The following is a 26529-nucleotide window of genomic DNA, read 5'->3' as shown; positions in this document are numbered from 1 at the left end:
CATGGTGCACGGCCGTGGGCGCGCACCATGCTTCATTTACTGAAGGCTTGCCAGGAACCGGGAGCGAGCTTGTCGCTTCTTGTCACCCCACGGCATCACTCTCGTTGCCGGGTAGCTCAAATACAAAAGCCGCTTAGAGCGAGTGACTGCGACAAAAGCATTTCGAAGCTCCTCAGCGGCTTCCCTCGGCTGTGATGCCCTCCAGTCGGGGAATGTTCCCTCAGCCATGCCCGCCAGAAAGACGACGTCGAACTCCAAGCCCTTCGCCGAGTGAACTGTCAGCAACGCAACGCCGTCCCGCACCGATTTCTGCGTGACACCAAGCGCCTTACTACTCAGAAAACTACTTAGCGCCTTTGGTCCGCTACTTGTCCGCAAATACTGATCCCACTCCTGCCTAAAGACCGCCACATCCTCGTAAATAGCCTGTCTCCCACCTTCATCAAGTCCGTCAGCATATTGCTCGAGCCGCTTCAGCGCAGGCATGAGATCCAAGCGCACCGGATTTGCCGCGATGAGGGCAAGCGCCTCGACAACTGCGCGTGCGCCAGAATTAGGGGATGCGTTAGCCATCGATCTAATTGTCTCCACGGCATCTCCCGGAGGCGAAGGAACACCCAAAGAACCCCATCTCTTTGCGAGTGCGGCCGCATGCAGACGGTCTTTGGGGTTGGCTAGCACGCGCAACCCAAGCTGGAAATCTTCCACCAAATCCGACTCATTCTCATGGTTGGCGGACAATCGCTTGTAGTGCGCTATCCCCCGCTCCTTAAGCTCTGTTTCGATCGCCAACAGAGCAAATCGGGTGCGACCCAAGATCGCGCATTTGGAGGGGTCGACGCCACCTTCAACATCGCGATCACCTTGCTGAAACAGCCTCTCGAGCTCATCCGCAATGAGACGCGCCTCTGCTTGCTCGTCGTCACCGACAAGGACTGTAGCCCTACCCTCGATGGGAAGCTGCATGGCGACCATATAGTTTGGGTCGAGCTGTTGCGCGAGCCTCACCACTGCCCTCGAAGAGCGATAGTTGGCAGTCAGCTGCACTCTCTTCGCCTCGAAGTCGCGGCCAAAACGCTCCATGTATTCGGGACCAGACGTATTGAACCCGTAGATCGATTGACGCGGATCTCCCACCATCATCAAGTTCCGGAACCCATCCGAACACAAGGCGCAAATCACGGCATACTGCGCCTCATTCATGTCTTGAGCCTCGTCGATGCATACGAACCTATAGAGCTTCCTGTAAAGCTCAGCCAGCTTCGTGTTCTCTACCAGCAGCCTGTAAACCAGCAGAAGCAGATCGTCGAAATCATATGCATTGCTGGCCCGCATGCCAGCCTCGTAGGCATCAAAAACTCTTTTGGCAAACTCATCCTCAATCACAGCACAAGTGATTGGATGGGACTTCACATAAGAAATCCAGCCTAGCCACTGATCAACCTTCTTGCCACGCTCTTTAGAGTCAGCAAGAGTATCGATCTCCGCCTGAAGAACAGGATCTTCATCAATGGCGCGGAGCAGGACGTCCCTTCTATCCTTTGCCTGCTCGAAGATGTTAGGCGAGTCCTCTACCCCAACAAGCTTCCCGCGCTCCGTTAGCACTTCCAAGCAGAAGCCGTGGAGAGTGCCGATGAAGGCGCGATCTCGCTCTGACCCAAGGTCCTGCAAACGCTCCTTCATCTCGTCAGCGGCTTTATTCGTGAACGTTAGCGCCAGAATCCTGAAATGACCGGGGACGTTGACTAACAGATTCCTGATTCGCTCCGTCAGCACACGGGTCTTGCCAGAGCCAGGACCAGCCACTACTAGAAGAGCGCCGTCCACATGCTCAACAATTTCGAGCTGCTCGGCCGAGAGCCGTGTTTTGAAGTGACTATTGCTATTCATTTCGATGGCTCCGCCTTCTTCAGTCCGTGTGCAGCACTGACAACTTCAAAGATCTTCTTGATGGTCAATGGGAAACGGCGTCCAGGATCCTTATGTGCCGTAATGACGTGACCTAAGTGCTTTGAAACGCTGGTTTTGGCGCCGGACAAAGCATCGAATGCGGCACGGTCACGCCCGCCGGGCGAGATGTAGTCACGGAGCACCCCACCTCTTGCCTTTTGGCCGTGCTTATCCTTGATGTATTCATCCAGATAGCCCTTGACGCCACTCATCGCATCGAGAGCCAGCTCAATCTCACCGAGATAGCCCTCCTCCACTAGCTGGGACTCAAAGTTCTTCCCCGGAGGATGCACTACAACGTTCGGATGCTTGGACGAGTCGACCTCACCAGCCTTCTTTAGAGCGGCTTCCAACTCTTTGACTGGCTGAGGCTCTCCATCAGCAAACACATACCAAGGGATGCCTAGCGCCTTGGCAAGCCAGATGAAGGGGAAGTAGTCGGTGCCATTTGTGCGAACGAAACAGAATCCGAGTTCATGAATTGAAGTCCCCCAGTATTCTTGCGCCCAAATGGGTAGCGCCTGCTCTTCGGTTTGCCCTTCAAAAAGGACCACCGCCCGAGAGAACAAGATATCTCCGCGCGTATCAATCACGGTCTCCTGCAACTTCCGGACGTCATTCGCATCCTTCAACGCAGCAACATCAATTTTAGTGACGACCGTGTCGCCACCCTTCTTGATGAATAGCCGGAGCTCTCCGAGCTGAGCCTGGCCTGCAAGATACGGAGAGTGCGTGCTTACGATCCGTTGTCCGGGGATCTGCTTGATGTGACCAAACAGAGATCTTTGCGCTTGTGGGTGGAGGTGCGACTCTGGCTCCTCCAGCCCCAGAATTGAGTGAACGCGATCTCCGCCGCTAGTGGCTTTTTTGTGCCGCCAGGATGCATACGCTCGGAAGACAAGTAGAGAGGCAAGACTCCGCGTGCCCATGCCGTGTCGCGACAAGGGGAACGACTGGGCGCCATTGGTCCCAAATGAAACATCCACACCCTTCGAAAGGTCACGGAGCTTCCGGGCGACGGGCGCAATCTCAACGCTGCCGCTGTCCGCTGAGACAACACTCTGAAGGCCAGAGAGATTGGCTTTGAGATGCTTCAGAATCTCGCTTTTGTTGACAATTTCCTGATTGATCCCAGAAAGAGTAGCCTCCATCGCTGCGATATCGGGCGCGCTCAGACCAAGGTCTTCGGTCAACCGCCGCCAGAAGGAACCTTGCCTTCTTAGATCGTCGTCCAGGTCACGCTTAGCATCCACGTAATGAAGTGCCAGAGGCTCCATCTGTGCCGCAGTGACCGGCCTTTCATGCACGGGGGTGGGAAGCCAGTCTGAGAACGCGCGCCACTCCTTTAGGAATCGCCGCTCGATGACATATTCGCCCCTCACATCGCTCCACTTTAGCGTCGTGCGGATTGGAGTGAACTCGTTGAATTCTTCATCGGTAGCAATTCCGCCAGTGCCCCAAAGTGCAGTCCAGAAGCTTCCTGCCGGATACTGGTCAAGCAGCTTGCCCTCATCGTCCACTGGTTTGAGTAGGACATCGATGACGATCCCCCTGTCCTTAGGAGCGGTGGCCTCGTGTGGCTCGAGTCGCACATCATCAACGCTTAGTGTTTTGCGGCCCGCACCAACAGCGGCGAACATTGCGTCTAGAAAACTGGTCTTTCCGGCGTTGTTCGCGCCAATGAGGACTGTCAGGTCCTCGAGCTCAACTTCAATATTCGCCAGTGAACGAAAGTTGTTCACTCTTACAACGGTGGCTGCTATTCCGCTATCTTTGCCGTAGATGGTCATCGGGTTCTTGAACCTGAGTTAGAAGGGACCAACTGCCGCGCAGCAGAACATGCGCGCTTGGCAGCCATGGCTATGGTTGTTTAACTGGCGACGAGATAAACAAGGTCGACAAAGGATGTTCTTGGGGAGATCAGTCCCATTGAGTCATTCCTTCCTTCTTTTTGGGGCTGAGCTCCCGTATTCGCTGTAGCGCCGCCCTCTGCTTTGACGCCGGCAGCTGGGAAACCACAAGGATGATCTCAGCCAACACGTCTGACGTGGCATGGAAATAAGCCACGGGCAGACCTAGGGCTTCCGCTAGCGCCTCCGCGGTAGCCGGATCCGGATCATGTGTTCCGGTCTCGTAGCGACTCACCCTCGTCGCTCCCGAAACGGAGTCGACCATCCCAATGCGCTCGGCGAGCTGGGCTTGTGTCCAGCCCTTTGCCACCCGCGCACTGCGCAGGCGCTTGCCATAGACCGTAGCGGGCGTCTTGGGTTGGGGCATCCGGAATCTTGCACCACAGCTGAACTCCCTCCAAGTCTGACGGTTGGAACCGGAATGCACATCTGCGATTATCGTAAATGCCACCACACCGGTGGTCTACAGGGGCTTACCCATGCAGCACGCACGACAGGGAGCCGTCGCGCTCCTCGCACTGGCCATCGCCAGCTTCCCCGCCCTGGCCCAACAACCCGCTGAACCGAAGCCCGGCTTTTTCCGGCAGTTGGGGAAGAGCCTGAAAGACGCTGGCCAGCAAGCACTTGGGGCCAAGCCGGCAACCGGCTCCGCGTCGGCCACTGGCCCGCTCTACACGCCGATCAGTGGTGCTGGCCGCATCAACGGTCTATTCAAGAATGAGAACCACCAGAGTGCCAAGCAGGGCCGTCTGGATTGGCCGCGGGTCGCGCTGACCTACAAAGAATGGGGCGCTTCCCTGCCTTGCTGGACCGTGGAAGCCCGGATCTGGACCGGCGCCACCGCCTCCACCGCCGAGACCTTCCAAGCGTGCGCGGATGCCCCGTTGACCATTACCGACGACCTCGGGGAGCAAGCGGAGCTCAACAGCAACGCCCGAGCCAAGGCCACCACCGACCTGATGGTGGGCCTGAGAGTTCGCGCTGGAAAGCCGAACACGGGCGACGATCGGACCACTGGCCCTACCCCGCCCCGCGAGCCTTTCAACGTGCGCACGACCCGCGACGGTGTGGCGTGGCAAGCCCGAAAAGTGGCCTTGAGCGCCGCTTGGGTGTCCGGCTTCTTGCGAGCTGATGACCTGTATCCCGGCCCCTCGGGAATGCTCACGCCCTTCCGCGATACCCGCATGTGGATTGCCGGCTTTGATCCGACCGGCAACCGCGACAAGTAAGACACCACCTCAACCAGGAAGAGAACTCGATGAATTCGATCAAGACCATCGCTTTCAGCTTGACCGCCGTTCTGGCGCTGACGGCCTGTGGCCGCAAACCGTCCGACGGCCAGGCTCAAAAGGCCCTCACCGCCGAGTTTGAAAGGGTGCTGGGAAGCCAAGTTTGGGTAAAGGAGTATCGGGACTTCAGCCTGAGCGGCTGCAGGAAATCGGAAACGGCCGACGGGGTGATCTGCGACGTGGGCGGCTCGGTCGTCCTCGACATTGGCGGCGTCGCCCAGGCTCGGCCGTTCGTTCAGCCGGTGCGGTTCTCAAAGGCCTCCGGCGAATGGGCCGCCCACAAGCTCTGAAGCCGCCATGACCACGCGTTCTTACGCCCATGTCGGTTGCGCGACGGTCTTGCTGGGAGGCGCCGGCCTGCTCTTTGTCGCCGGCGGCGTTGAGGCCCTGCAGCAGGGCGCCCCGTTGGGCTGGCTCGCCATCGCGGGCGGCTTGGCCACCTGGGCCGTGTTGGGGTTTCTCTACTGGATCAACGCCCGGGCCTACCGACGCCAGGAAGAAACCGAGCGGCAACCGTACGCCCCTCCCTCGCCCAAGCGGGGTGGGTTCTGGAAAGGCTTCTTCGTGACCTGGACGATCGTGGTGGCTGCCCACATCACAGTTTTCCTGGGGATGGGTTTTGCCGACCTGCTGCCACATCCTGAGCAAAGCCGAGCGATCTTCAGCCTGCTCGTCCTGGCGCTTGTGCCAGCACACGTGGTGGTGCCTGTCTTGGGCGGGGCCGTCTATGGCCTGGTCCGGTCAACGGCATTGAGGTAGACCCTCGTCAACCTGCGCCAGCCCTTCCCAGGACCTTTCGGATTCGTCGTCGGGCCGCTCATGGCCCGACGCGCAAGCCGGAAGGCGGCACCGCGGCACTGCGGCATCCGGCCGAGGCCCGTGTGGCGCAGGCGCGAGACAAGGGATTTGCGTGGTAGCAGTGATGGCTCTGACGGTGCTCAGCCTGATGGGCGCACTGGGGGCATTTGCCATGCTGAGCGGGTTGCCGATGCTCCTCGTTCGACATTCAAAGCCGATGATTTACCAACCTTGATTTGATTCGCCTTACCAGGCACACAAGGCCGTCCGAGAATCTTCGTTGGACCAAGCAACCATCTAGCCCAAAATTTGCCTCGCACGGGGCTGGATCCCCCAGTAGGATTAGGCGAAGGCCGACTAAGCCGTCTTTCTCACCACACATCCTAGAAAAGGGATTTTTGTATGACGTTCTGGCGCATGCAGTTGCACCCTTCGGACAGCACCCGAGCAGTCGCCCATACCACCCGGTCACTCGGCTTGGGATACGTGGGATTGGACTTTGCGGATCCACCAGGCGATCTGACGGATGTGAAGCAACAAGACATCGACCAGAGCCAGCGAGACTACTGGGATTTCGCGCACTGCATGGAGGTAGGCGACATCATCTTAGTCGTCGCCCACCATTATCCGTGCGCATTGGCCCGGGTCACCGGGCCATATAACTACATCAGAGCTCCGGAAGCAGAATTGGGTGTGTGGTTCCGCCACTTCCGAAAGGTGGAAGTGCTGGGCTACTACGCGGATATCGTCACCCATCCCGCAAAGTGGGAGAAGACCACCATGACCGATACCATCTCCATTCTGAGGGATACGGACAGTGCTTCTCACCAACTCATTTCCAAATGGCTCGCTAAGTTAGGCGAATAAAACCGTGTAGGCGTCGCCGGGCAGCATTGGAGCCGCGGCTCTGCGCTTGCCATCCATTGCTTCGTGGAATCGCGCTCTGGAGCTGGCTATACGAAATGCACTTCATCCGTTTCCAGGGGAGTGGAATTCACGTCCGCTCCAGGCTTCACCTGCCGTCGTCGTAGCTTCTCAGCTGCTAGGCAGGACAGACCTGCCGCAATGACCATGCTCAGTCCACCAATGGTGGACTTCAATCCGACGTAAGGCGATAAAAGCAGGAGGATGGGCAGTCCCAGATAGAAGGCGTGCCGGGTATTGTCCACAACCAGGGAAGATCGCTGAGGAGCAAGCTCTTTCCTGTCCGCCACGGCTTGAGTATGCGCCTCAGGCTGCTGGAACTGTTTGTAGAGCTCCAGATCGAAGGCCTGCGCGGAGATGATTTGCTTCATCGAGACTATGACCTGAAATATCTCCATGGTCGCGTCATCCGGCAGCTTGATGTCGTAGTAGGTAGTGAAGACCAGCTTACCTTTGTCATCCCTGTAGCCTGACGCAACAGGAGTCATGCCCACCCACTCCTTACCCACTCTCGGGCCCGTGAACTCGTCCAACAGGCCGACGTAAACCTTGCCGTTGTCTAGGGTCAACGCAACCAGCGTGCCATCCTCTTCGCACTTGATAGCAAGGCTCTCGATGGCGTCAATCGCGCCGTGACGTGAGGCGATCAACTGGGCGAGTGATCGGGTTCGGACCAACGGAACATTCAGCAGGATTGGAAGCGCGGCCCCAAGGAGTAGACACCACAGAGTGATCGCGAGATGCAGAGTCAGCCCTTCAGCCGACTGCTTATCACTTATCTGAAGGGGCAACATCCCCTGGAGCTTGCCTAGATACAAGCTGTAGGTGGAATGCCGCAACGCCAACGCATGCAGCCCGGCGCTGATGCCGAACAAGTAAACCGAGCAGAGAGCAGCGCCGAAATACTGAGGGTGCCCCGGATGGTGGAGTGCCTCAAATCGCGTGTATCGCCACTGCCGATAAAAATACCAGCCCGCCGCCAAGAGGACGGCCAGCAGGGCCAAGCTCGTCATTTGGAGGACGAACCCTTTTCCTTGGCAACCTTGAGGTCGCGAAGATCACGTGCGGCGTCCAGCTGACGCTTCATGCGGCCAGACTTAAGAAGCCCATCACGGTTAAGCACAAGGGCACCGTCACGGTTGACCTCGTAGAAGGTGTCCTTCTGCCCTCGCTTGGCGATGGTGAACTGGCTAAAGAATTGCTTCATGTCGCTGATCATATGACCTCCAACGCCCAATGCAAGAGGGCCCCATTCAGCTTCTCAGTCTCTTCACGGTCTGAACATCGCAACCAAAGTCCTTACGGCAGCGCCTCCGCTGTCTTGGTAGACGGCTATCACCCTTGCACAATGCCGGCCAGTGGACGGCTATGATGGGCAGGACACAACACAGGACACATGTCCGGTTTGCGATCTGTTGCAGGGTCAAGGGGTTAGGTTCGAGTCGATCCAATCCCCCTCTCTCCGCCAGATAACTGAAAAAGGCTGCCCCTTGGGGCGGCCTTTTTCAGTTATCTGGCTGGGGACGCGAAGTGCGCTGCGCGCGCTTCGCCCCAAACGTTGCTGCGCAACCCTTGGGCCCCTCCCTTTGCCTGCCTCTCCCCGCCCCTGTCTGGGCAGCCCCTCAACAGAGGGACTTGCTCCCCCAGATGCGCGACATTCGCGGATGCACGACCACCCGATGCGCCGGGATCGGGTGCATCGATACCCCCCTCGCCGGCGGTGGGTCAGGCTACGTCCCCAGGTATTCCGCCCACGACATTGTTCCCAGAAGGCCCTTTGCGCGGATGACCTCCTGGTCTTGGCGCTGGACGTAGACGCTCGTTCCTCCGGGGCCATAGTTGTGCCCCGAAACCGCATGGTCGCTCATCACGAAAGGCGTCTTCAGCGGCCAACAATCCCTGCAGTCGAGAATCACGGGCCAGTGCCTTCCAAAGATCTTGTCGGTCTCGTTGTTCCTATCCAACCGAACGCGCACCAGCTCCATACTGAAAGAAACCTCGCGACGTCCAACAAGCGAAAGCAGGATGCAATCACCAGGGGAGAGCTTGGCCGGCCTGCCCGTAAGCGCATATGTCTGGTGCGTCACAACTTGAAGGATGGTGTCTTCACTCGTTCTGAGAATGATCATCTCGCCCCCCCTTTGCCCTCTCGCCAGTGTAAGCGCTGCAATCCCAAATCCTGATCCCAATGCCCGGCGACTCAAGGGGTCAGGCTCGACTCAGCAGCCTCCTTCCCTCTCCGGCCCTGTCAGCGCAGCTGTGCAACAGGCGGGCTTGCTGCCCCAGGTACGTCCATTTGATCCAGGCCATGCGTGGATGCGCTCGGTGACTTCCCACAACCGATGTGGAACCCCCGGACAAAACTGAACGAAACCTGAAAATTCGCTATCGTAGGCGCCTTCATCCGACGCCTGGCCCATTGCCCATGAGCTCGACCGACAGCGCGCACGCCGCCTGCGAGAACTGCGACACCGTCCTGCATGGCCACTACTGCCATCGCTGCAGGCAATCGGCGCACAACCCGCTCAAGCATGTGGGCCACGCCATCGAGGAAGTGTTCGAATCCTTCTGGCACCTGGACGGGCGCATCTTCCGCACGCTGCGCGATCTCTGGGTTCCCGGCCGCATCGCACTGAACTACCTCAAGGGGCGTCGCGTGGGATACGTACAGCCCCTGCGGCTGTTCGTCATCCTCACCCTGTTTACGTTCTTCATCGGCAAGCTGTTCGTGCATGTCGACGACATCCACATGGGCGGCAGCAGCGGTTCGGCGTACACCAGGGCCACAACCGTCGAGCAGGTCGAAGCCGCGCGCGTGGAACAGCTCGCGACGATCGATCGCCAGCAGGCCAACTCACCCGCCACCGGCAACGCCGGCTTCGCCATGGCCAGGGCTGCAGTGAATGCCGCAGCCGCGCAGCGCAAAGCCGAGCTCACCGGTGCCGGCAAGGAGGCCGCCACGACGGAGCACGGCACCTTCTTCAACCACACCGTCAACGGCAAGCCCTGGGATGCGGACACCAATCCCATCGTGGTTGCCGGCTGGCCGACGTTCGCCAACAACTGGCTCAACAAGCGCCTGCACAACGGCAACACCAACATCCAGCGCATGGGCGGCAAGACCGATCTGTACATGCAGGCGATCCTGACTGCATTGCCCGGTGCCCTGTTCTTCCTGATGCCGGTGTTCGCGCTGGTGCTGCGTATCGCCTACATCCCGCGGCCGATGGGCTATCTGGAACACCTGGTGGTGGCGCTGTACAGCCACTGCTGGCTGATGATGGTGCTGTTGGCAACCTTCCTCCTCGCAGGCGTCAGCAGCGCGCTCGCATCCCCCGCATTCGGCGCCGTCAGCCAATGGCTGTATGCACTGCTGTGGCTGGCGGTCCCGGTCTACCTGCTGTGGATGCAGCAGCGCGTCTACGGCGGCAACAAGGTGCTGACCGTGCTGCGCTACCTGGCCATCGGCGGCGTCTACCTGTTTCTGGTCAGCTTCGTGGTGATGTATGCGGTGCTGGCGGGAATCTCGGCCTGAGCGAAGCACGCACGGCATCCGGCCCATGAATCCACGCATGGCGTGGATCTACTGACGATCGTCTATCGTGGACCCATGACACTCCGCCTCTACCGCCACACGGATGCCAGCGCCTGCCTGTCGATCTTCGACAGCAACGTACCCACCTACTTCGCACCCGAAGAGCGCAGCGATTTCGAACGCTTCCTGCATGAGCAGGCCACGGACTGCGCGTTCCAGGTCATCGAGCGCGATGGCAACATCGTGGCCTGTGGCGGCCTGTCGCGACGCGGCGACGGCAGTGCCGGCTTCTGCTGGGGCATGGTCGAGCGCGCGCTGCACCGGCAGGGAATCGGCCGTGAACTGGCGGTGGCACGACTGCAGCAGGCCGAACGTGATGCCTCGATTGCACGCATCACGCTCAGCACCAGCCAGCACACCCGGGGCTTCTACGCTGGCCTGGGCTTCCAGGTGACACGGGTGGTGCCGGATGGCCACGGCCCCGGCATCGACGCCGTGGAGATGGAGCGGAGGATGTAACCCTCCGCCCCGACCCGGATCCACGCAGCGCGCGGATCCATTGCGGCCCTGCTCCGCTCAGAAGCCCACGCGCAGGTTGATCTGCCCGCCGACATCGCGGCGACCATCGCCGTGCTGGCCCTGCACGAACATCGACAGCTGGCTGTTGCGGCCAAGCCCAACCGCCACGCCGACCTGGCTGACCAGCGCGTTACGCGCCATCACCGCGCTGTAGACATCGAACGCGTTGCCACCCACGGCGAAGCGGTTGCGGCTGGCCACATCGGTGTCACCCGACGCGTGCTGCCAGCCCAGGCCAACCGTCAGCTGCGCCGGGAAGCGCTCGCCGCTGCCCACGTCCCAGCGTCCACGCACGCCCACGGTGCTGACATTGAGCGTGTCCTTGCCGCCTTCCAGCTCCAGTGCAGCAGTGCCGCCCTGCTCCACTGCGCGATCGCTGTCGACCCAGTGCTTGGTGAACTGCACATACGGCTGCAGTTGGGTCTTGCCATGGGTCCAGGTCCAGCTGCCCTCCACCTGCGCGATGGTCACATCCGAGTCCTGGCGGCTGTACAGGGTCTGGCCCAGCAGCGGCACCTCACGCGTGGTACGCGTGCGGTAATCACCGCGCGATACGCTGCCACCGACCGCGAAGCCGTTGTTCCACTGGCCCTGCGCATACAGGCCGAACGTATTGCCGCGCAGGCGGGCCCGCGAGCTGCGATCGTACAGGCGCGTATCCAGCCGCTCGTTGCCTGCGGCCGCACCCAGCACCACGTGCTCGCCCAGCTGCCAGTCCACGCCCGCCATCAGCGCATTGCGGTTGGAGCGGATGTCATCGCCGTTGCCGTCACCGTCCTGGCGGAACACCTTGCCACTACCGGCCAGCCAGGCCGAGGCACGCTCACCACGCACGGTCGGCAACTCACTGCCCAGTCGCTGGCGGATGCCCTCCTCCAGATAGTTGTCGTACAGCAGCACCGCACGGCTGGCCGCATGTACTTCACCGGACAGCTGGTCGAACGCCGCGCGCGCGGTACCCGCGTCATACATCAGCAGCGTGTTGTACAGGCCCAGTGCCGAACCACTCTGCGGCAGGCTGTCCAGCGCTGCAGCGGTGTTGTACTGGTTGCGCGTCTTCGCCGCCGTGGTGAATGCCGCGGTCTGCGCCACATCGATCTGCAGGTTGGCCGTGTTCGCGGTATAGACTGGGGTGATGGTCAGGAAGGCCGACGGCGTGGTTGCCGAGGCGAACTGCCCGCTGACGCCACCACCCGCGTTGATCACGGTGTACTGCTGGCCCTGCTGGTAGCTGGTGCTCGGCGAAATGGTGTTCACCTGCACGATGCTGCCACCTACGCTGGCACTTCCCCCCACCTGCACCGTGTCGCTGCCTGTAGCACCCAGATCGATGCCCAGCGTGCTGCCCGGCGACAGGGTCAGGTTGCCCCCCACCGTGATCGTGCCGGTGCCATTGCCCGCACCGCTGCCGTTGCCCGGGCCATTGCCCGGCGACAGCACGCCCCCGGTGGATACCGTCACGCCACCGCCAGTGCCACCGATGGTGCCGGTGCCGGACAGCGTGGTGCCGCTACCGATGGTCCACTGGCCGCCGATGTTGCCGGTGACATTCAGGCCGCCGCCGGTGACCTGGCCGGTACCGCTGAAGCCACCGCTGTTGCCGCCCAGGTTCAGGCCTCCCGGACCGGCCTGCACGATGCTGCCGCCACCGCTGATGGTGCCGCCCAGCGTGGTGGTGCCGCCGGTGTTGATGACCAGGCCACCGTTGTTGGTGATGTTGCCGGTGACCGAACCGCTGGCCCCGCCGTTGCCGACCTGCACCGTGCCACCCGCATTGATGGTGGTGCCGCCGGTGTAGGTGTTGTTGCCGGTCAGGGTGACCGTTCCGGTGCCGGCCTGGGTCAGGCCACCGCTGCCGCTGACGGTGCCACCGACGGTGGTGTTGCCACCTACGTTGAACACCAGGCTGCCATTGTTGCTGACGTTACCGGCAATCGATCCGCTCGCGCCGCCGTTGCCAACCTGCAGCGTGCCGCCGGTGTTGATGGTGGTGCCGCCGGTATAGGTGTTGTTGCCGCCCAGGATCAACGTGCCGCTGCCGGCCTGGGTCAGGCCACCGCTGCCGCTGATGGCGCTGCCGACGGTGGTGTTGCCACCCACGTTGAACACCAGGCTGCCGTTGTTGGTGACGTTGCCGCCGATCGCGCCGGTCGCACCGCCGTTGCCCACCTGCAGCGTGCCGCCTGCGTTGATCGTGGTCGGCCCGGTGTAGGTGTTGTTGGCGGTCACGGTCAGTGTGCCGCTGCCGGCCTGGGTCAGGCCGCCGCTGCCGCTGATGGTGCCCCCCAGCGTGGTGTTGCCCGCCACGTTCGACACCAGCGTGCCGTTGTTGGTGATGTCGCCGACGATCGAGCCGGTCGCACCGCCATTGCCCAGCTGCAGCGTACCGCCGGCGTTGATGGTGGTACCGCCGGTGTAGGTGTTGGTGCCGGTCAGCACCAGCGACCCACTGCCCGCCTGGGTCAGGCCACCCGTACCGCTGATGGTGCCGCCCAGCGCAGTATTGCCGGCCACGTTGGAAATCAACGCACCATTGTTGGTGATGTCGCCGGCGATGGCGCCGGTTGCCCCGCCGTTGCCGACCTGCAGCGTGCCGCCGGCATTGATGGTGGTGCCGCCGGTGTAGCTGTTGTTGCCTACCAGGGTCAGCACGCCGGCGCCGGCCTGGGTCAGGCCACCACTGCCGCTGATCGCACCGCCGACCGTGGTGTTGCCGCCGACGTTGAACACCAGGCTGCCGTTGTTGGCGACATTGCCGGTGATGGCACCGGTCGCACCGCCATTGCCCACCTGCAGCGTGCCGCCGGTATTGATGGTGGTGCCGCCGGTATAGGTGTTGTTGCCGGTCAATGTCAGCGTACCGTTGCCGGCCTGGGTCAGGCCACCAGCGCCGCTGATGGTGCCGCCCAGCGTGGTGTTGCCGGCCACGTTGGACACCAGCGCACCGTTGTTGGTGATGTCACCGACAATCGCACCGGTCGCACCGCCGTTGCCGACCTGCAGCGTGCCACCGGCATTGATGGTGGTACCGCCGGTGTAGGCGTTGTTGCCGGTCAGCACCAGCGTGCCACTGCCGGCCTGGGTCAGGCCGCCGCTGCCACTGACCACAGCACCCACGGTTGCCGTGGTGCCGAGGTTGTAGACCAGGCTGCCGTTGTTGGTGATGTCACCCAGCACCGAGCCGGTGCTGCCGCCGTTGCCGATCTGCAGCGTGCTGCCGCCATTGATGGTGGTGCCGCCGGTATAGACGTTGTCGCCGCTCAGGGTCAGCGTGCCGGTGCCGCTCTGCACCAGGCCGCCGGTGCCACTGAGCACGCCGCCGAAGGTGGTGCTGCCGTTGTTGCCGCCGGTGGTCAGGGTTGCACCACCCAGCACCACGCTGGAGCCGGTTACGCCAGCCAGGCCACCGATGCTCTGGCTGCCACCGGCACTGATGTCCAACGTGCCAGCGCCGGCCAGGTTCACCGTGCTGGCACCGGACAGGCTGCCACCGGCCGCCACCGCCAGCGTGCCGCTGTTGATGGTGGTGGCACCGGTATAGGTGCTGGCACCGCCCAGGGTGACCGTCGCTGCGCCATCCTTGAGCAGGCCGCCAGCGCCGCTGATCGGGCCGTTCAAGGTCAGCGTGTTGCCGCCGGCCAGGGTCAGCGTGCCGCTGGCCAGCTGCACGGTGTTGGCCAGGGTCAACGCGCTGGTGCCGTCCAGGCTGGCGTTGCCGCCCACGGTCAGCGTGCCGGTTCCCAGCGCACCGTTGTCGCCCAGCACCAGGCCACCGGCATTGAGTGCCACGCCGCCGCTGAAGGTATTGCTGCCGCTCAGGGTCTGCACGCCAGCGCCGTTCTTCACCAGGCCACCGGTGCCGGTGATGTCACCAGCGAACGTAGTGTTGCCCACGCCATTGAGTGTCAGCGTGCTGCCACCCAGCGCCACGGTGCTGCCGGCCACGCCTGCCAGCGAGCCGATGGCCTGCGGGCCGCCCGCGCTGATGTCAAAGGCGGTACCGGCGTTGGCCAGATTCACCGCACCCGTGGCAGCCAGGCTGCCACCGGCGCCGATCGCCAGCGTGCCAGCGTTGATGGTGGTGCCACCGGTGAAGGTATTGGTGCCGGTCAACGTCTGGGTGCCCGAACCTTCCTTGACCAGGCCACCGGTGCCCGCCACCGAACCACTGAAGGTGCCATTGGTGGCGTCTCCGATCGTCAGCGTGTTGGCGCCCAGATTCACCGTACCGTTGCCGATCAGGGTACCGAACTGCTGCGTGCCGCTGCCCGCCGACAGATCGAACGTCGCACCCGAGGCCAGGTTGACGATGCCACTGGCGTGCAGGCTCGCGCCAGCACCCAGTGCCAACGTACCGGCGTTGATGTTGGTGCCACCGGTATAGGTGTTGGTGCCGTTCAGGGTCAGCGTCGCCGCACCCTCCTTGGTCAGGCTGCCGGTACCACTCAGGTTGCCGTTGAGTGTCAGATTGTTGCTGCCGAGGACGGTCAACGCGTTGTTGAGGATGAAGTTGTTGGCCAGCGTCACCGCGGTGTTCGAATCGAGCGTAGCCGCGCCACCGACCGTCACCGCACCGGTGCCCAGCGCAGCGTTGTTGCCGACCACCAGGCCACCGGCGTTGAGCGCCACGCCACCGCTGAAGGTGCTGGCCCCATTGAGCGTCTGCACGCCCGCGCCGTTCTTGATCAGCCCACCATTGCCGCTGATCGCACCGTTGAAGGTGCTGTCCACGGTGCCGCCCAGGGTCAGCGTGCTGCCGCCCAGCGCCACCGTGCTGCCGGCCACGCCGGCCAGCGAACCGATGGCCTGGTTGCCCGCCGAGATGTCGAGCGTGCCGGTACCGGCCAGGTTCACCGCGCCGGTTGCGGCGAGGCTGCCACCGGCACCGATCGCCAGCGTGCCGCTGTTGATGGTGGTACCCCCGGTGTAGGTGTTGGCACCGCTCAGGGTTACCGTGGCCGCACCGTCCTTGATCAACCCACCTGTACCCGAGATCACACCGCCCAGCGCCAGCGCCTGGCTGCCGAGCAGATCAAGATTGGCACCCGCTGCCAGGCTGATGTTGTTGGCCAGGCTGGCAGCGGTCGATGCATCCAGTGTTGCGTTGCTTCCGACCGTCAACGCACCGCTGCCGAGCGCAGCGTTGTTGCCGACCACCAGGCCACCGCCGTTGAGTGCAACGCCACCACTGAACAGATTGGCACCGCCCAGCGTGAGGATGCCGGCGCCATTCTTGACCAGGCCACCCGTGCCGGAAATCGCGCCATCGAAGAGGCTGTTGCCAACACCACCGAGTGTCAGCGTCTGTGCCCCCAGGCTCACCGTCGAGCCGGCCACGCCGTTCAACGAGCCGATGGTCTGGTTGGCCCCTGCGGTGGAGATATCGAAGCCGGTGCCTGCTGCACTCAGCGTCACCGCGCCGGTGGCTGCCAGGCTGCCGCCCGGACCAATCGCCAGCGTACCTGCATTGATGAAGGTGCCGCCGGTGTAGGTGTTGGCACCGGTCAGCGTCTCGATGCCCGTACCAACCTTGGTCAGGCCACCCGTGCCTGCGATCGAGCCACTGAAGGTGCCATTGGTGGCGCCGCCCACTTCGATCGAGTTGGCACCAAGGTTCACCGTACCGTTGCCGACCAGGGTGCCGAACACCTGCGTGCCGCTGCCGGCAGACAGATCCAGCGTGGCACCGGTAGCGAGGTTCACCGTGCCGCTCGCCGCCAGGCTGGCGCCGGCCCCCAGCGCCAGCGTGCCGGCGTTGATGTTGGTGCCACCGGTGTAGGTGTTGATGCCGTTCAGGGTCAGCGTTGCGCCGCCATTCTTGGTCAGGCTGCCGGCCCCGGAAAGAACACCGTTGAGTGTCAGCGCGTTGCTGCCGAGCACGGTCAGCCCGGCGTTGAGCGCGATGTTGTTGGCCAGTGTTGCCAGGCCGGTGGTATCCAGCGTGGCGGCACCGCCGACGGTCAAGGTACCCGTGCCCAGCGCCGCGTCATTGCCCAGCACCAGCCCGCCTGCGTTGAGCGTCACGCCGCCGCCAAAGGTGTTGGCGCCGGACAGCGTCTGTACGCCCGCGCCTACCTTGATCAGACCGCCGCCGCCACTGATCACGCCGTCGAACGCGGCGTTGCTGGCCGTACCGAAGGTCAATGAATTTCCGCCCAGCGCCAGCGTGCTGCCGCCCGCACCGTTGAGCGCACCGATGGTCTGGCTGCTGCCGGCACCGGAGATATCGAAGCCAGCGCCCGCGCCCAGCGTGACATCACCCGCTGCGGCGAGACTTCCACCCGTGCCCAGCGCCAGCGTGCCGGCGTTGATGGTGGTACCGCCGGTGTAGGTATTGGCACCGGACAGCGTCAGCGTGGTAGCGCCGTTCTTGACCAGGCTGCCGTTGCCACCGATCACACCCGCCAGCGTCAGCGCGTTGCTGCCAGGCAATGTCAGTGCAACGCCCGAGCCCAGCGTGATTGCATTGCCGAGCGTCACTGCCGCGCCTGCATCCAGCGCGGTACTGGCATTCACCGCCAGCGCGCCGGTACCTAGCGCACCATTCGCACCGACCACCAGGCCGCCACCATTCAAAGTCAGGCCGCCACCGAAGGTATTGGTGTTGTTGAGGGTCAGCAGGCCCGCACCATTCTTGATCAGGCTGCCGTTGCCGGCCACCACGCCACCAAGGGTGACATCGTTGCTGCCGCCCAGCGTCAGCTGCGTACCGGCACCAAAGTTCACCGCATTGGCCAGGTTCAGCGCCACGGTGCTGTCGAGCGTGGTGGTGCCGCCGATACCGAGCGCCCCCGTCCCCAGCGCGCTGGCGTTGCCGAGAATCAGGCCACCCGCATTGAGCGCAAGGCCACCACTGAAGGTGTTTGCACCGGACAGCGTCTGCACGCCCGTGCCGTTCTTGACCAGGCTACCGGTGCCACCGATCACGCCGGCAAAGCTGCCGTCGCTGGCACCGCCGAACGTGAGCGACTGCGCGCCCAGTGCAAGCTGGCTGCCCGCCACGCCGTTCAGCGCACCGATGGTCTGTGCCGCGCCGGCTGCGGAGATGTCCAGTGTCGCTCCCGCACCGGCAAGATTCACCGCACCGGCTGCGGCAAGGCTGCCACCTGCCCCCAACGCCAGTACACCGGCATTGACCGTGGTGCCTCCGGTAAAGAGATTGGCACCGGACAGAGTGAGTTGCGCCAAGCCATCCTTGATCAACCCGCCTGCACCGAATACCGGACCGGTGAGCGTCAGGTCATTGCTGCCCAGCACGGAAAGATTGGCACCGGCAGCGAGGCCGATGTTGTTGCTTACGGTGAGCGCCGATGCTGCATCCAGCGACGCGTTGCCGCCCACGTCCAGCTGGCCGGTACCCAGTGCCTGTGCATTGCCCAGCTGCAGTAGGCCCGCGTTGAGGCCAACACCCCCGCTGAAGGTATTGGGCCCGTTCAACGCCAGTGTCGCCGCACCGTTCTTGACCAGGCTGCCGGTGCCGGCAATGACACCGCCCAGTGCTACATTCTGGCCGCCCAGCAGGTTAAGCACTGCCCCTGCTCCAAGATTGACGCCGTTGGCCAGGCTCAGCGCCACCGAACTGTCCAGCGTGGTGTTGGCGCCCACCGACAATGCACCGGTGCCCAGCGCACCGGCATTGCCCAGCACCAGTCCGCCACCGTTGACGGTCAACCCACCGCCGAAGGTGTTGGCGCCATTGAGAGTCAAGGTGGTGGCACCGTTCTTCACCAGCCTGCCCGCACCGGAGAGCACCCCGCCCAACGTGATGGCCTGCGAGCCCGGCAACGACAGCGCGGCTCCCGCGCCCAGGGACACGTTGTTGGCCAGATTCAGCGCGGCGCCACCATCGAGCGAGACGTTGCCGCCGATGCCCAGCGTCCCCGTACCGAGTGCGCCGCTGTTGCCCAGCAGCAGGGCGCCAGCGTTTGCACTCAAGCCACCCGTGAAGGTGTTGGTGCCGTTCAAGGTCAGTGTCGACGCACCGTTCTTGACCAGGCTGCCAGTGCCGGTGATGTCGCCGCCCAGGGTCAGGTTCTGGCTGCCCGGCAGTGTCAGCGCTGCGCCGAGGTTGATCGCATTGCCCAGGTTCATCGCTGCGGTGGTGTCCAGCGAACCGTTGCCACTGATCGACAGTGCGCCGCTTCCCAGCGCACCGGCGTTGCCCAGCACCAGGCCACCGGCCGCAAGATTCACCCCACCGCTGAAGGTATTGGCGCCGGTCAGCGTCTGGATGCCGGTCCCTTGCTTGACCAGGCCGCCGGTACCACCGATCGCGCCCGCGAACGTCTGGTTGGTGGCATCACCAAAGGTGAGCGTGCTGCTGCCCAGCGAAAGCGTGCTGCCAGCCACACCGGACAACGCACCGATGGTCTGGTTGCCGCCGAGTGAGATATCCAGTTCGGCGCCGGCCCCGGCCAGGCTCACCGCCCCGGTTGCCGCCAGGCTGCCGCCACTGGCCAGCGCCACCTTGCCGGCATTCACGTTCAGGCCGCCGGTGAACGCGTTGGCCCCACCCAGCGTCAGCGTGGAGGCGCCGTTCTTGACCAGGCTGCCGGTACCACCGATCACGCCACCCAGCGTCAGCGCGTTGCCCCCCAGCACATTGAGCGAACCACCCAGTCCCAGGTTGATGCCGTTGCCCACGGTCAGTGCCGAGCTGGCATCAAGCGTCACTGCACCACCGACATTCAATGCGCCGGTTCCCAGCGCACCGCCGTTGCCAAGCACCAGTCCACCGGCGGTGAGCGACAGCCCTCCACCAAACGTGTTGGCGTTGTTGAGGGTCAGGGTGGCCGCACCGTTCTTGACCAGGCTGCCGGTACCACCGATGACGCCGTTGAAGGTCAACGCCTGGTTCCCGGACAGATTGAGGATGCTGCCCGCGCCCAGATTGACCGCGTTGGCGAGAGCAAGCGACCCGGTACCATCGAGGGACACGTTGCCGCCGACACTGAGCGCGCCGGTGCCCAGCGCGCCTGCATTGCCCAGCAGCAGGCCGCCGCCGTTGAGCGCGACGCCACCGGTGAAGGTACTGGCACCAGACAGGGTCTGGGTACCCGTACCGACCTTGACCAGCGCGCCACCGACACCGCCGATGACGCCGGAGAAGGTGGTGTTGGTGTTCAGGCCGCCCAACGTGAGGCTGCGCGCGCCGAGGTTGAGCGCACCGGATCCGGCAAGTGAGCCGATGGTCTGGCTGGCCGCAACCGAGAGATCGAGGTTGGTGCCTGCGCTCAGCGAAATCGCACTTGTAGGCGACAGGCTGCCACCGGCGCCCAAGGCCAGCGCACCACCGGTGACCGCGAAGGAGCCCGTGAGCAGGTTGGCACCATTCAAGGTGAGCGTGCCCGGACCGGCCTTGACCAGGTTGCCGGCGCCGGAGATCGATCCGTTGAGGCCAAGACTGTTGTTGCCGAGCAGGTTGAGCGTGCCGCCCCCGCTGACGATCAGGTTGTTGCTCAGGTTGAACGCGGCGGTGGTGTCCAGCGACGCCGTGCCACCCACGGTGAGGGTGCCGGAGCCGAGAGCACCCGCATTGCCCAGCAGCAGGCCACCGGCATTGAGATTGACGCCGCCGGAGAACAGGTTTGCGCCGCCCAGAGTGACGATGCCGGTGTTGTTGACGGTCAGCCCACCAGCGCCTGAAAGGACGCCCCCCAGGCCGAACGCATTGGTTCCGGACAGAGACAGATTGCCACCGAGGCTGAAAGCGTTGGCCAGGTTCAGGCCGGCCGTGGAGGAGGCGATGGCACCGCCGTTGGCGGTGAACAGCCCTGTGCCGAAGGAACCGGCATTGTTGAAATTGACCAGGCCATCATTGAGCGTCGTCGCCCCGGCTCCCGTCCATGCGCCCTGCAGATTCCAGGTACCACTGTTGACGGTCAGCTTCCGGAAGTTGAGGTACTGGTTCCAACCCAGCGTTGTCACCGCTCCACCGGTGCCGGATCCCGTACCGGAAGCGCTGTTCTGCAGCACCAGTGTGTTGTTGGTGGCACCGCTGCCGGTACCGGCATCGACCGATCCCGCAGCCGCAACCTTCACCCCGGTGACACCGGTAATCACGCCGGCAATGGCGGTGCCGCCGCCTGCCACAACGCTGGAACCCGACACTGCGGTGAAGGTATTTCCGCCGGTTGAATCACCCAGGTGAACGCTGCCGCTGACCGCCCCCGCATTGAGGAACGCATTTCCGCCGGAAGCACCCAGGCCGACCCGCCCGTCGATGGTGCCGGTGTTGGTCACATTGGCTGCCCCGCCACCATAGGTCACCACCGTGGTCGCGTCGGACACACTACCAACGCCGATCAACGACGTGCTGATCAGGCCGGCGTTGTTGATGGTGGTGGTGCCATTGACATTCTGGGCCACCAGCGCCTGGCCACCAAACCCCAGCAGCGTTGCGATGTTGACGACACCCTTTATCTGCCCGCCGGCATTGTTGTTGACGACGATCGCGCTGTTGTTGGCCGAACCATTGCCGACGACCAGGCCGGGCGAGGCGAGGATGATCGAGCTCGGATCGATCGTGCCACTGTTGTTGACCGTCACGTTGTCGCCGCTCAACGTCGCTGCATTGCCGCCGCCTACAACCGGAGGCGTGCGCAGCGTGGCTCCTGCCAGGACATTCAGCGTGATGCCGGAAGTCCCGTTGCTGTAGTTGTTGACCGTAGTGCCGGGGTCGCAGGTAACGACTGCGCCCACCGTATTGCACGCTGCGAGCGCCGAACCACTGGCCAGCGTGGCCGCCAAGGCAACCGCCAGCTGATGCGCCCGCAATCGCGGCACCCGCGCCATGCAGACCGCGCTTCCGCCGGGATTCTGGGCGACCTCCGATGCAACCTGCATTACGCCGAGGGCGCGATTGAAAACCAGACGGTAAATGCGGTTCATCGGTAAATCTCCATGAAAAGACCAGATGGCACTGCAGGCAGGTTTTTTTGAAGACAATGCGGCCCACCCCGGCTCCCGGCAGGGGAACAAGGCCTGGCTTCATTAACTTCTGAAAATCTTCACATCTTCACGCGGCCGCACCTGGAACAGGCAGGCCAACGTGTCCGTCAAGGCGAAAACTCCCCGGTTTCGCATGACGAATGGCGGCACTGTGCGACCGATGGCGCCAGCGGCATGTGAATCACGCTCGTTATTTTTATGACGTACGTCAAATAAAGCGGGCGGACAAAATGATTTTGCCGAAAATGCATATACCTGCAGAACGCGGAGATTCCTTTCTCCGCCATAAGTAAATGCATTCAGCTGCTGGAGAGTTTCATCAGCACCAGGCCGGAAACGATCAATACCGCTGCGCCGATGCGCATCGGGTTGACCTGCTCGCCGAGGAACACAATGCCAACCACGAACGCGCCGACGGCGCCGATGCCGGTCCAGATCGTATAGGCGGTGCCCAGCGGCAGGCTGCGCATGGCCACCGCCAGCAGCCAGAAGCTGGCGATCATGCCGATGATCGTGACCACGGTGGGGGTGAGCTTGGTGAAGCCTTCGGACTGCTTCATGGACACGGCCCAGACGATTTCCAGCAGGCCGGCGAACAACAGATAGATCCAGGCCATGACGGCCCTCCTCTTGGTAGGGCCAGGCCGTCCTGGTCTTTGATTCCCGATGTGGGGGAGGTCGTTCCTCCTGGCCGGCATTCTAGCAACGGGGGCCGGCCCCGGCCGCCGTGGCCGGGAACGGGTTACAGGCGATTCAGTGCGTGAAGCTGGCGTCGATGCATCTGCCTGCGCTAGACTACGCGTCTGCCATCGGCCAGCCGATGCGCAGTCCGGCTGTGGTCTCTGGCGCATCGCGCGCTGCTTCCCCTGATCCGTGAACTGGCCGCCCACCGGGCGGCCAACGTCTCTATGGTGGCCCCGTCGGCCCCTCGCGACGCTAGGTCGAAAACCCCGCCAGGGCCGGAAGGCAGCAACGGTATCGATCGACGCGGGCGCCGAGGTCAGCCGGCGGGGCCACCGCCTTTTCGGGCCGTGCCCCGCTCTGGTAGATGCCAACCTTGGTTGGCGCCCCTCGCCCCTCGCTCTGGTAGCTGCCAACCTTGGTTGGCGCTCTTCGCCGGGCATGGCCCGACGCTACCCCGCCTCCGGCGTTCCCTGGTGGAACACCACCCGCCATCCCTGCGCATGCCGTCGCCACAGCGAGCTGCGCAGCACCCAGCCCTGCGGCTGGCCATCAAGGTGATGGCGGCTGCGGTAACGCACCTGGGCCAGGTCCTGCGTCAGCAGCGAGACCGCGTACTGCTCCGATTCGATCTGCACCTGCGCGCGCTCCAGCGGAATCTCCGCCAACGCCGCTTCACGGCCGTAGCAACGGCCATAACTGCCGATTTCGTTGAAATCCTCGTCCAGCAGTGCGGCAAGGCGCTCACGGTCGGCACGCACCCGCAGCGCATGCAGCGCGCGCTCCAGCGCCTCCAGTCCGGCGGCCAGCACCGTATCGGCGGGCCTGCCGGTTCCGCTCACGGCGGATCCTGTGCCAGCACGTTCGGTGCGGTCGGGAAAGCCAGCGGCACGCACTGCCCCGGTTGCGCCACGCGGTGGCCGCGCGCGGCCAGCGCCGCACCGTCAGCCACGCTGGCGTAGTGGTAGAGCATCATCCGCGACTGCAGCTCGGCGCTGTACTCACGCTCCAGGTCGTCCACGCCGGTATGCGACGGGTTGCCGTGCAGGCCGCAGTCGTGGGCGATCAGTTCGTTGTCGTTGGCATAGCGTGCCAGCATCTCCGGAATCGGCCGGGTATCGCCGCTCCAGGTCAGCGCGCCCTGCAGGCGCAGGCCATAGGCGGTCTCCGGCCAGTGATGGCGCACCGGAAACACTTCCAGGCGCACGCCCTCATGCCAGAACGCCTCGCCCACCACGATCAGCTGGAAGGCATCCCAGAAGTTCGCACCGCCCTCGGCCAGCACGTTCGGGTAGTCGCCGATGCGCTTGTGCAGCAGCGGTACCACCGTGGCCGGCACGTACAGGCGCACCTTGCCGCGGCGGTGCGTGCTGAAGAAGGTATCCACGAACAGCCGCTCGAAACCGGCCACGTGATCCAGGTGCACATGGGTGACGAACAAGGCCTGCGGCATGTGCCCGTAGTGGGCCTTGAACGCGGTCAGGCCTTCGCCGCCACAGTCGATGGTCAGCCACGGACGCCCGTCCCGCTCGATCACCGACATCGGCGACCCCAGCTCGACCGCCGACGCGTTGCCGACGCCGAGGAAACGCAACGACCAGTCCATCAGGTGCCCCGGTTCCAGGCCATGTCATAGGCGCGGCGCAGGCGCGCGTAGTCCTTCTGCACGTCTTCCACGCTGCGTTCGCCGCGCAGCTTGATCAGCGAGCGCAGCAGGCGCTTGAGGTTGCGTTCGCGCCAAGCGGTGGCCGGAATGCGGATCACCCCGCGGTCGAAGTCGATCAGCCAGCCATGGCCGTTGCCATCGAACAGGATGTTGTGCGCGTTGAGGTCGGCATGGTCCAGGCCGGCACGGTGGAAGCGGGCGATCAGCCGCCCGGTCTCCTCCCAGGGCGCGCCCCGGCCGGCGACCAGCGCACGGTCGGCCAGCGAGCGTACGCCCTCGATCCGCTCCATCAGGATCGCGGCGCGGTAACGCAGGCCCTCGCGCATGTAGTACGCGGCGATCGGCCGGGGCACCGGCAGCTTCTTTTCGCGCAGGGCGCGCATCAGGCGGAATTCGGCAAAGCTCCGGGTCCGGTCCGACCCGCGCCAGAGGTACTGGTCATGGCTGATCTTCGCTGCCAAACCGCCGCGCAGGTAGTGGCGCAGCACGCTGGCGCCGAACGGCGCATCGATGAACCAGGCGCTGCCGCGACCGCCCTCGCCGACCGGCCGGGCCTTGCTGCCCCAGTGCTGGGGCGAGAACAGACCAACCTCGGCTTGCCGCAGCCGCTCGCGGTCGAACAGAATGGCCCCGATGCCGCGACCCTCGCGGCATGGCGTCAGCGCTTCATTGGCGTCGAATGCGACCATTTCATTGAGTCTAACAACACATGGCATCAGCGTCCTCCTCCTTGTGCCTCCTGCGCCTGTCCGCACTCGGCGATGTCACCCACGTGGTGCCCCTGGTGCGCACCCTGCAGGCTGCGCGTCCGGACACGCCGATCCACTGGATCATCGACAAGGTCGGCCACAAACTGCTTGACGGCCTGCCCGGCGTCACCTTCCACGCCTACGACAAGAAGAGCGGCATGGCAGGGGTCAAGGAGCTGCGCAAACAGCTGCCACCGGGGCGTTTTGAAGCGCTGCTGCAGATGCAGGTGGCGTTCCGTGCCAACCTGCTGTCGGCGTTCATTCCCGCCGAGCGCCGCATCGGCTACGACCGCAGCCGCTCCAAGGACCTGCACGGGCTCTTCATCAACGAGCGCATTCCCGACCGTCCCGGCATCCATGTGCTGGATGCCATCGGCAGCTTCTGCGAGCCGCTGGGTCTGCGCCAGACCGAGGTCAGCTGGGACCTGGCCGTACCGCCGTCCGCCTTTGAGTGGGCCGCCGCGCAATGGCAGGACGATGGCCGCCCTGTGCTGATGATCTCGCCCTGTTCCAGCCACGTGCGCCGCAACTGGTATGCAGACCGCTATGCAGCCGTGGCCAACCACGCCGCACAGCGCGGTTGGCAGGTGGTGCTGTGCGGTGGCCGCAGCGAACTGGAGCGCAGCATGGCCGATGCCATCCAGGCACAACTGCACACGCCGGCACTGGACCTGGTCGGCAAGGACACCTTGAAGCAGCTGCCTGCCCTGCTTGCCCGCGCCAACCTGGTGATGACCCCGGACTCGGGCCCGATGCACATCGCCAACGCGATGGGCGCCAAGGTGCTGGGCCTGCATGCGGCCAGCAACCCGAACCGCAGCGGCCCGTACTCGGACCGCCGCTACTGCGTGGACCGCTACGACGATGCCGCGCGCAAGTACCTGGCCAAGCAGGCCGCCGATCTGAAATGGGGCACCAAGATCGAGTTCGACGATGTGATGGAACTGATCACCGTTGAAGACGGCATCGCCGCATTCGAACGTTACGTGGCGGACCACCTCACCTGAGCGGATGGATCATCGATAGCGCCGGGCCACGCCCGGCGGGTCCACCTCACCCACGCTGCGCGTAATCCTGGTAGGACTTCTCTTCCACGTACGCCGAGCCCAGCGCCAGGTTGATCGCCTTCTTGATGCGCGCACGCTCATCGTTGCGCAGGTAGACGCTGCGCGCCAGGTCGACGAAGCCCTGGTCGAACGCCTGCGCCTTTTCCTTCAGGCGGATGTCGTCCTCGATGTCCCACAGCTGCTCGTTGACCGCCTTCAGCTCGGCACGCAGCTTGGCGATGTCCTTCACCGCCGCCGGGTGCGCCATCCAGGTCTGCTCCAGCGCCGACAGCTCCCTGCGCACGTTGGCCAGCTTGCCCTCGTCGCTGATGCGCTCGGACTTGATCTGCAGGATCGAGATCTTGTCCAGCAGCTCGCCGAAGGACACGGGGACGAGGATTTCAGCGCTCATGGGGGAAGGCTCCAGCAAGTGATGCACACATGGTAACCCG

General features: G+C 63.7%; 18 protein-coding genes, 1 other RNA gene and 1 pseudogene. 9 read left to right on the top strand and 11 right to left on the bottom strand.

Going from position 1 to position 26529, the window contains the following annotated elements; genetic code table 11:
* Nucleotides 1-36: 36 nt before the first annotated feature.
* From AC5P57_RS00625 to AC5P57_RS00615, 3 genes are all read right to left on the bottom strand, one after another.
* Complete coding sequence (locus tag AC5P57_RS00625; RefSeq protein WP_080150774.1) at nucleotides 37-1890, bottom strand: ATP-dependent helicase; 1854 nt, start codon at nucleotides 1888-1890, stop codon at nucleotides 37-39.
* Nucleotides 1887-3740 (bottom strand): ATP-dependent nuclease, encoded by a 1854-nt coding sequence (locus AC5P57_RS00620; protein ID WP_262235983.1) that lies wholly within the window; start codon nucleotides 3738-3740, stop codon nucleotides 1887-1889. Before AC5P57_RS00620 ends, AC5P57_RS00625 begins: the two co-directional genes overlap by 4 nt.
* 130 nt (nucleotides 3741-3870) lie before the next feature.
* Nucleotides 3871-4227: a helix-turn-helix domain-containing protein gene (locus AC5P57_RS00615; RefSeq protein WP_262235982.1), complete on the bottom strand. Its 357-nt coding sequence runs from the start codon at nucleotides 4225-4227 to the stop codon at nucleotides 3871-3873.
* 112 nt (nucleotides 4228-4339) lie between these two features.
* Between AC5P57_RS00615 and AC5P57_RS00610 the strand changes: the two genes are divergently transcribed.
* From AC5P57_RS00610 to AC5P57_RS00590, 5 genes and pseudogenes are all read left to right on the top strand, one after another.
* Nucleotides 4340-5089, top strand: coding sequence for a hypothetical protein (locus AC5P57_RS00610; RefSeq protein ID WP_262235981.1), 750 nt, complete (start codon nucleotides 4340-4342; stop codon nucleotides 5087-5089).
* 29 nt (nucleotides 5090-5118) lie between these two features.
* Nucleotides 5119-5439 carry a hypothetical protein gene (locus AC5P57_RS00605; RefSeq protein ID WP_262235980.1) on the top strand — a complete coding sequence of 107 codons (321 nt, stop codon included), beginning with the start codon at nucleotides 5119-5121 and terminating at the stop codon, nucleotides 5437-5439.
* 7 nt (nucleotides 5440-5446) lie between these two features.
* Nucleotides 5447-5908 (top strand): hypothetical protein, encoded by a 462-nt coding sequence (locus AC5P57_RS00600; RefSeq protein WP_080150768.1) that lies wholly within the window; start codon nucleotides 5447-5449, stop codon nucleotides 5906-5908.
* 12 nt (nucleotides 5909-5920) lie between these two features.
* Nucleotides 5921-6182, top strand: a pseudogene (locus tag AC5P57_RS00595) (hypothetical protein).
* Nucleotides 6183-6349: 167 nt separating this feature from the next.
* The gene (locus tag AC5P57_RS00590; RefSeq protein WP_080150767.1) at nucleotides 6350-6814 is read left to right on the top strand and encodes a DUF8426 domain-containing protein; all 465 of its coding nucleotides are present in this window, start codon (nucleotides 6350-6352) and stop codon (nucleotides 6812-6814) included.
* A gap of 86 nt (nucleotides 6815-6900) precedes the next feature.
* Here the strand turns inward: AC5P57_RS00590 and AC5P57_RS00585 are convergent, their stop codons facing one another.
* Nucleotides 6901-7884, bottom strand: a complete 984-nt coding sequence (locus tag AC5P57_RS00585; protein ID WP_262235979.1) for a hypothetical protein — start codon at nucleotides 7882-7884, stop codon at nucleotides 6901-6903.
* On the bottom strand, nucleotides 7881-8090 hold the full coding sequence (locus AC5P57_RS00580; protein ID WP_080150763.1) for a hypothetical protein: 210 nt from the start codon (nucleotides 8088-8090) through the stop codon (nucleotides 7881-7883). Before AC5P57_RS00580 ends, AC5P57_RS00585 begins: the two co-directional genes overlap by 4 nt.
* 1206 nt (nucleotides 8091-9296) lie before the next feature.
* On the opposite strand from AC5P57_RS00580, the gene AC5P57_RS00575 reads away from it, so the two are divergent.
* Nucleotides 9297-10406, top strand: a complete 1110-nt coding sequence (locus AC5P57_RS00575) for a DUF3667 domain-containing protein (RefSeq protein WP_495219409.1) — start codon at nucleotides 9297-9299, stop codon at nucleotides 10404-10406.
* Between the two features lie 75 nt (nucleotides 10407-10481).
* Nucleotides 10482-10925, top strand: coding sequence for a GNAT family N-acetyltransferase (locus tag AC5P57_RS00570; protein WP_262235974.1), 444 nt, complete (start codon nucleotides 10482-10484; stop codon nucleotides 10923-10925).
* Between the two features lie 57 nt (nucleotides 10926-10982).
* On the opposite strand, the gene AC5P57_RS00565 is transcribed toward AC5P57_RS00570, so the two are convergent.
* Together AC5P57_RS00565 and AC5P57_RS00560 are read right to left on the bottom strand one after the other, a co-directional pair.
* On the bottom strand, nucleotides 10983-21875 hold the full coding sequence (locus tag AC5P57_RS00565; RefSeq protein WP_495219408.1) for an autotransporter-associated beta strand repeat-containing protein: 10893 nt from the start codon (nucleotides 21873-21875) through the stop codon (nucleotides 10983-10985).
* A gap of 359 nt (nucleotides 21876-22234) precedes the next feature.
* Nucleotides 22235-22552: a DMT family transporter gene (locus AC5P57_RS00560; RefSeq protein WP_099553816.1), complete on the bottom strand. Its 318-nt coding sequence runs from the start codon at nucleotides 22550-22552 to the stop codon at nucleotides 22235-22237.
* Between the two features lie 300 nt (nucleotides 22553-22852).
* On the opposite strand from AC5P57_RS00560, the gene ffs reads away from it, so the two are divergent.
* Nucleotides 22853-22949: signal recognition particle sRNA small type (gene ffs, locus AC5P57_RS00555), an RNA gene on the top strand.
* Between the two features lie 119 nt (nucleotides 22950-23068).
* On the opposite strand, the gene AC5P57_RS00550 is transcribed toward ffs, so the two are convergent.
* From AC5P57_RS00550 to AC5P57_RS00540, 3 genes are read right to left on the bottom strand one after another with little or no spacing between them, the layout of a single operon-like run.
* Nucleotides 23069-23458 carry a nuclear transport factor 2 family protein gene (locus AC5P57_RS00550; RefSeq protein ID WP_262235972.1) on the bottom strand — a complete coding sequence of 130 codons (390 nt, stop codon included), beginning with the start codon at nucleotides 23456-23458 and terminating at the stop codon, nucleotides 23069-23071.
* Nucleotides 23455-24222 (bottom strand): MBL fold metallo-hydrolase, encoded by a 768-nt coding sequence (locus tag AC5P57_RS00545; protein ID WP_099553812.1) that lies wholly within the window; start codon nucleotides 24220-24222, stop codon nucleotides 23455-23457. The genes AC5P57_RS00550 and AC5P57_RS00545 overlap by 4 nt, the downstream gene beginning before the upstream one ends.
* Nucleotides 24222-24971, bottom strand: a complete 750-nt coding sequence (locus tag AC5P57_RS00540; protein WP_012479275.1) for a 3-deoxy-D-manno-octulosonic acid kinase — start codon at nucleotides 24969-24971, stop codon at nucleotides 24222-24224. The genes AC5P57_RS00545 and AC5P57_RS00540 overlap by 1 nt, the downstream gene beginning before the upstream one ends.
* Nucleotides 24972-24991: 20 nt before the next feature.
* On the opposite strand from AC5P57_RS00540, the gene AC5P57_RS00535 reads away from it, so the two are divergent.
* Complete coding sequence (locus tag AC5P57_RS00535) at nucleotides 24992-26038, top strand: glycosyltransferase family 9 protein (RefSeq protein ID WP_262235970.1); 1047 nt, start codon at nucleotides 24992-24994, stop codon at nucleotides 26036-26038.
* 46 nt (nucleotides 26039-26084) lie between these two features.
* On the opposite strand, the gene AC5P57_RS00530 is transcribed toward AC5P57_RS00535, so the two are convergent.
* Entirely contained in the window at nucleotides 26085-26489 is a 405-nt protein-coding gene (locus tag AC5P57_RS00530; protein ID WP_049430220.1) for a DUF6165 family protein, read from the bottom strand.
* Nucleotides 26490-26529: the final 40 nt, after the last annotated feature.

It is taken from the genome of Stenotrophomonas sp. YJH_SMC_79 (assembly GCF_059367995.1).
Note: the sequence above shows the minus strand (reverse complement) of the source record. Positions and strands in the feature narration are given on the sequence as shown.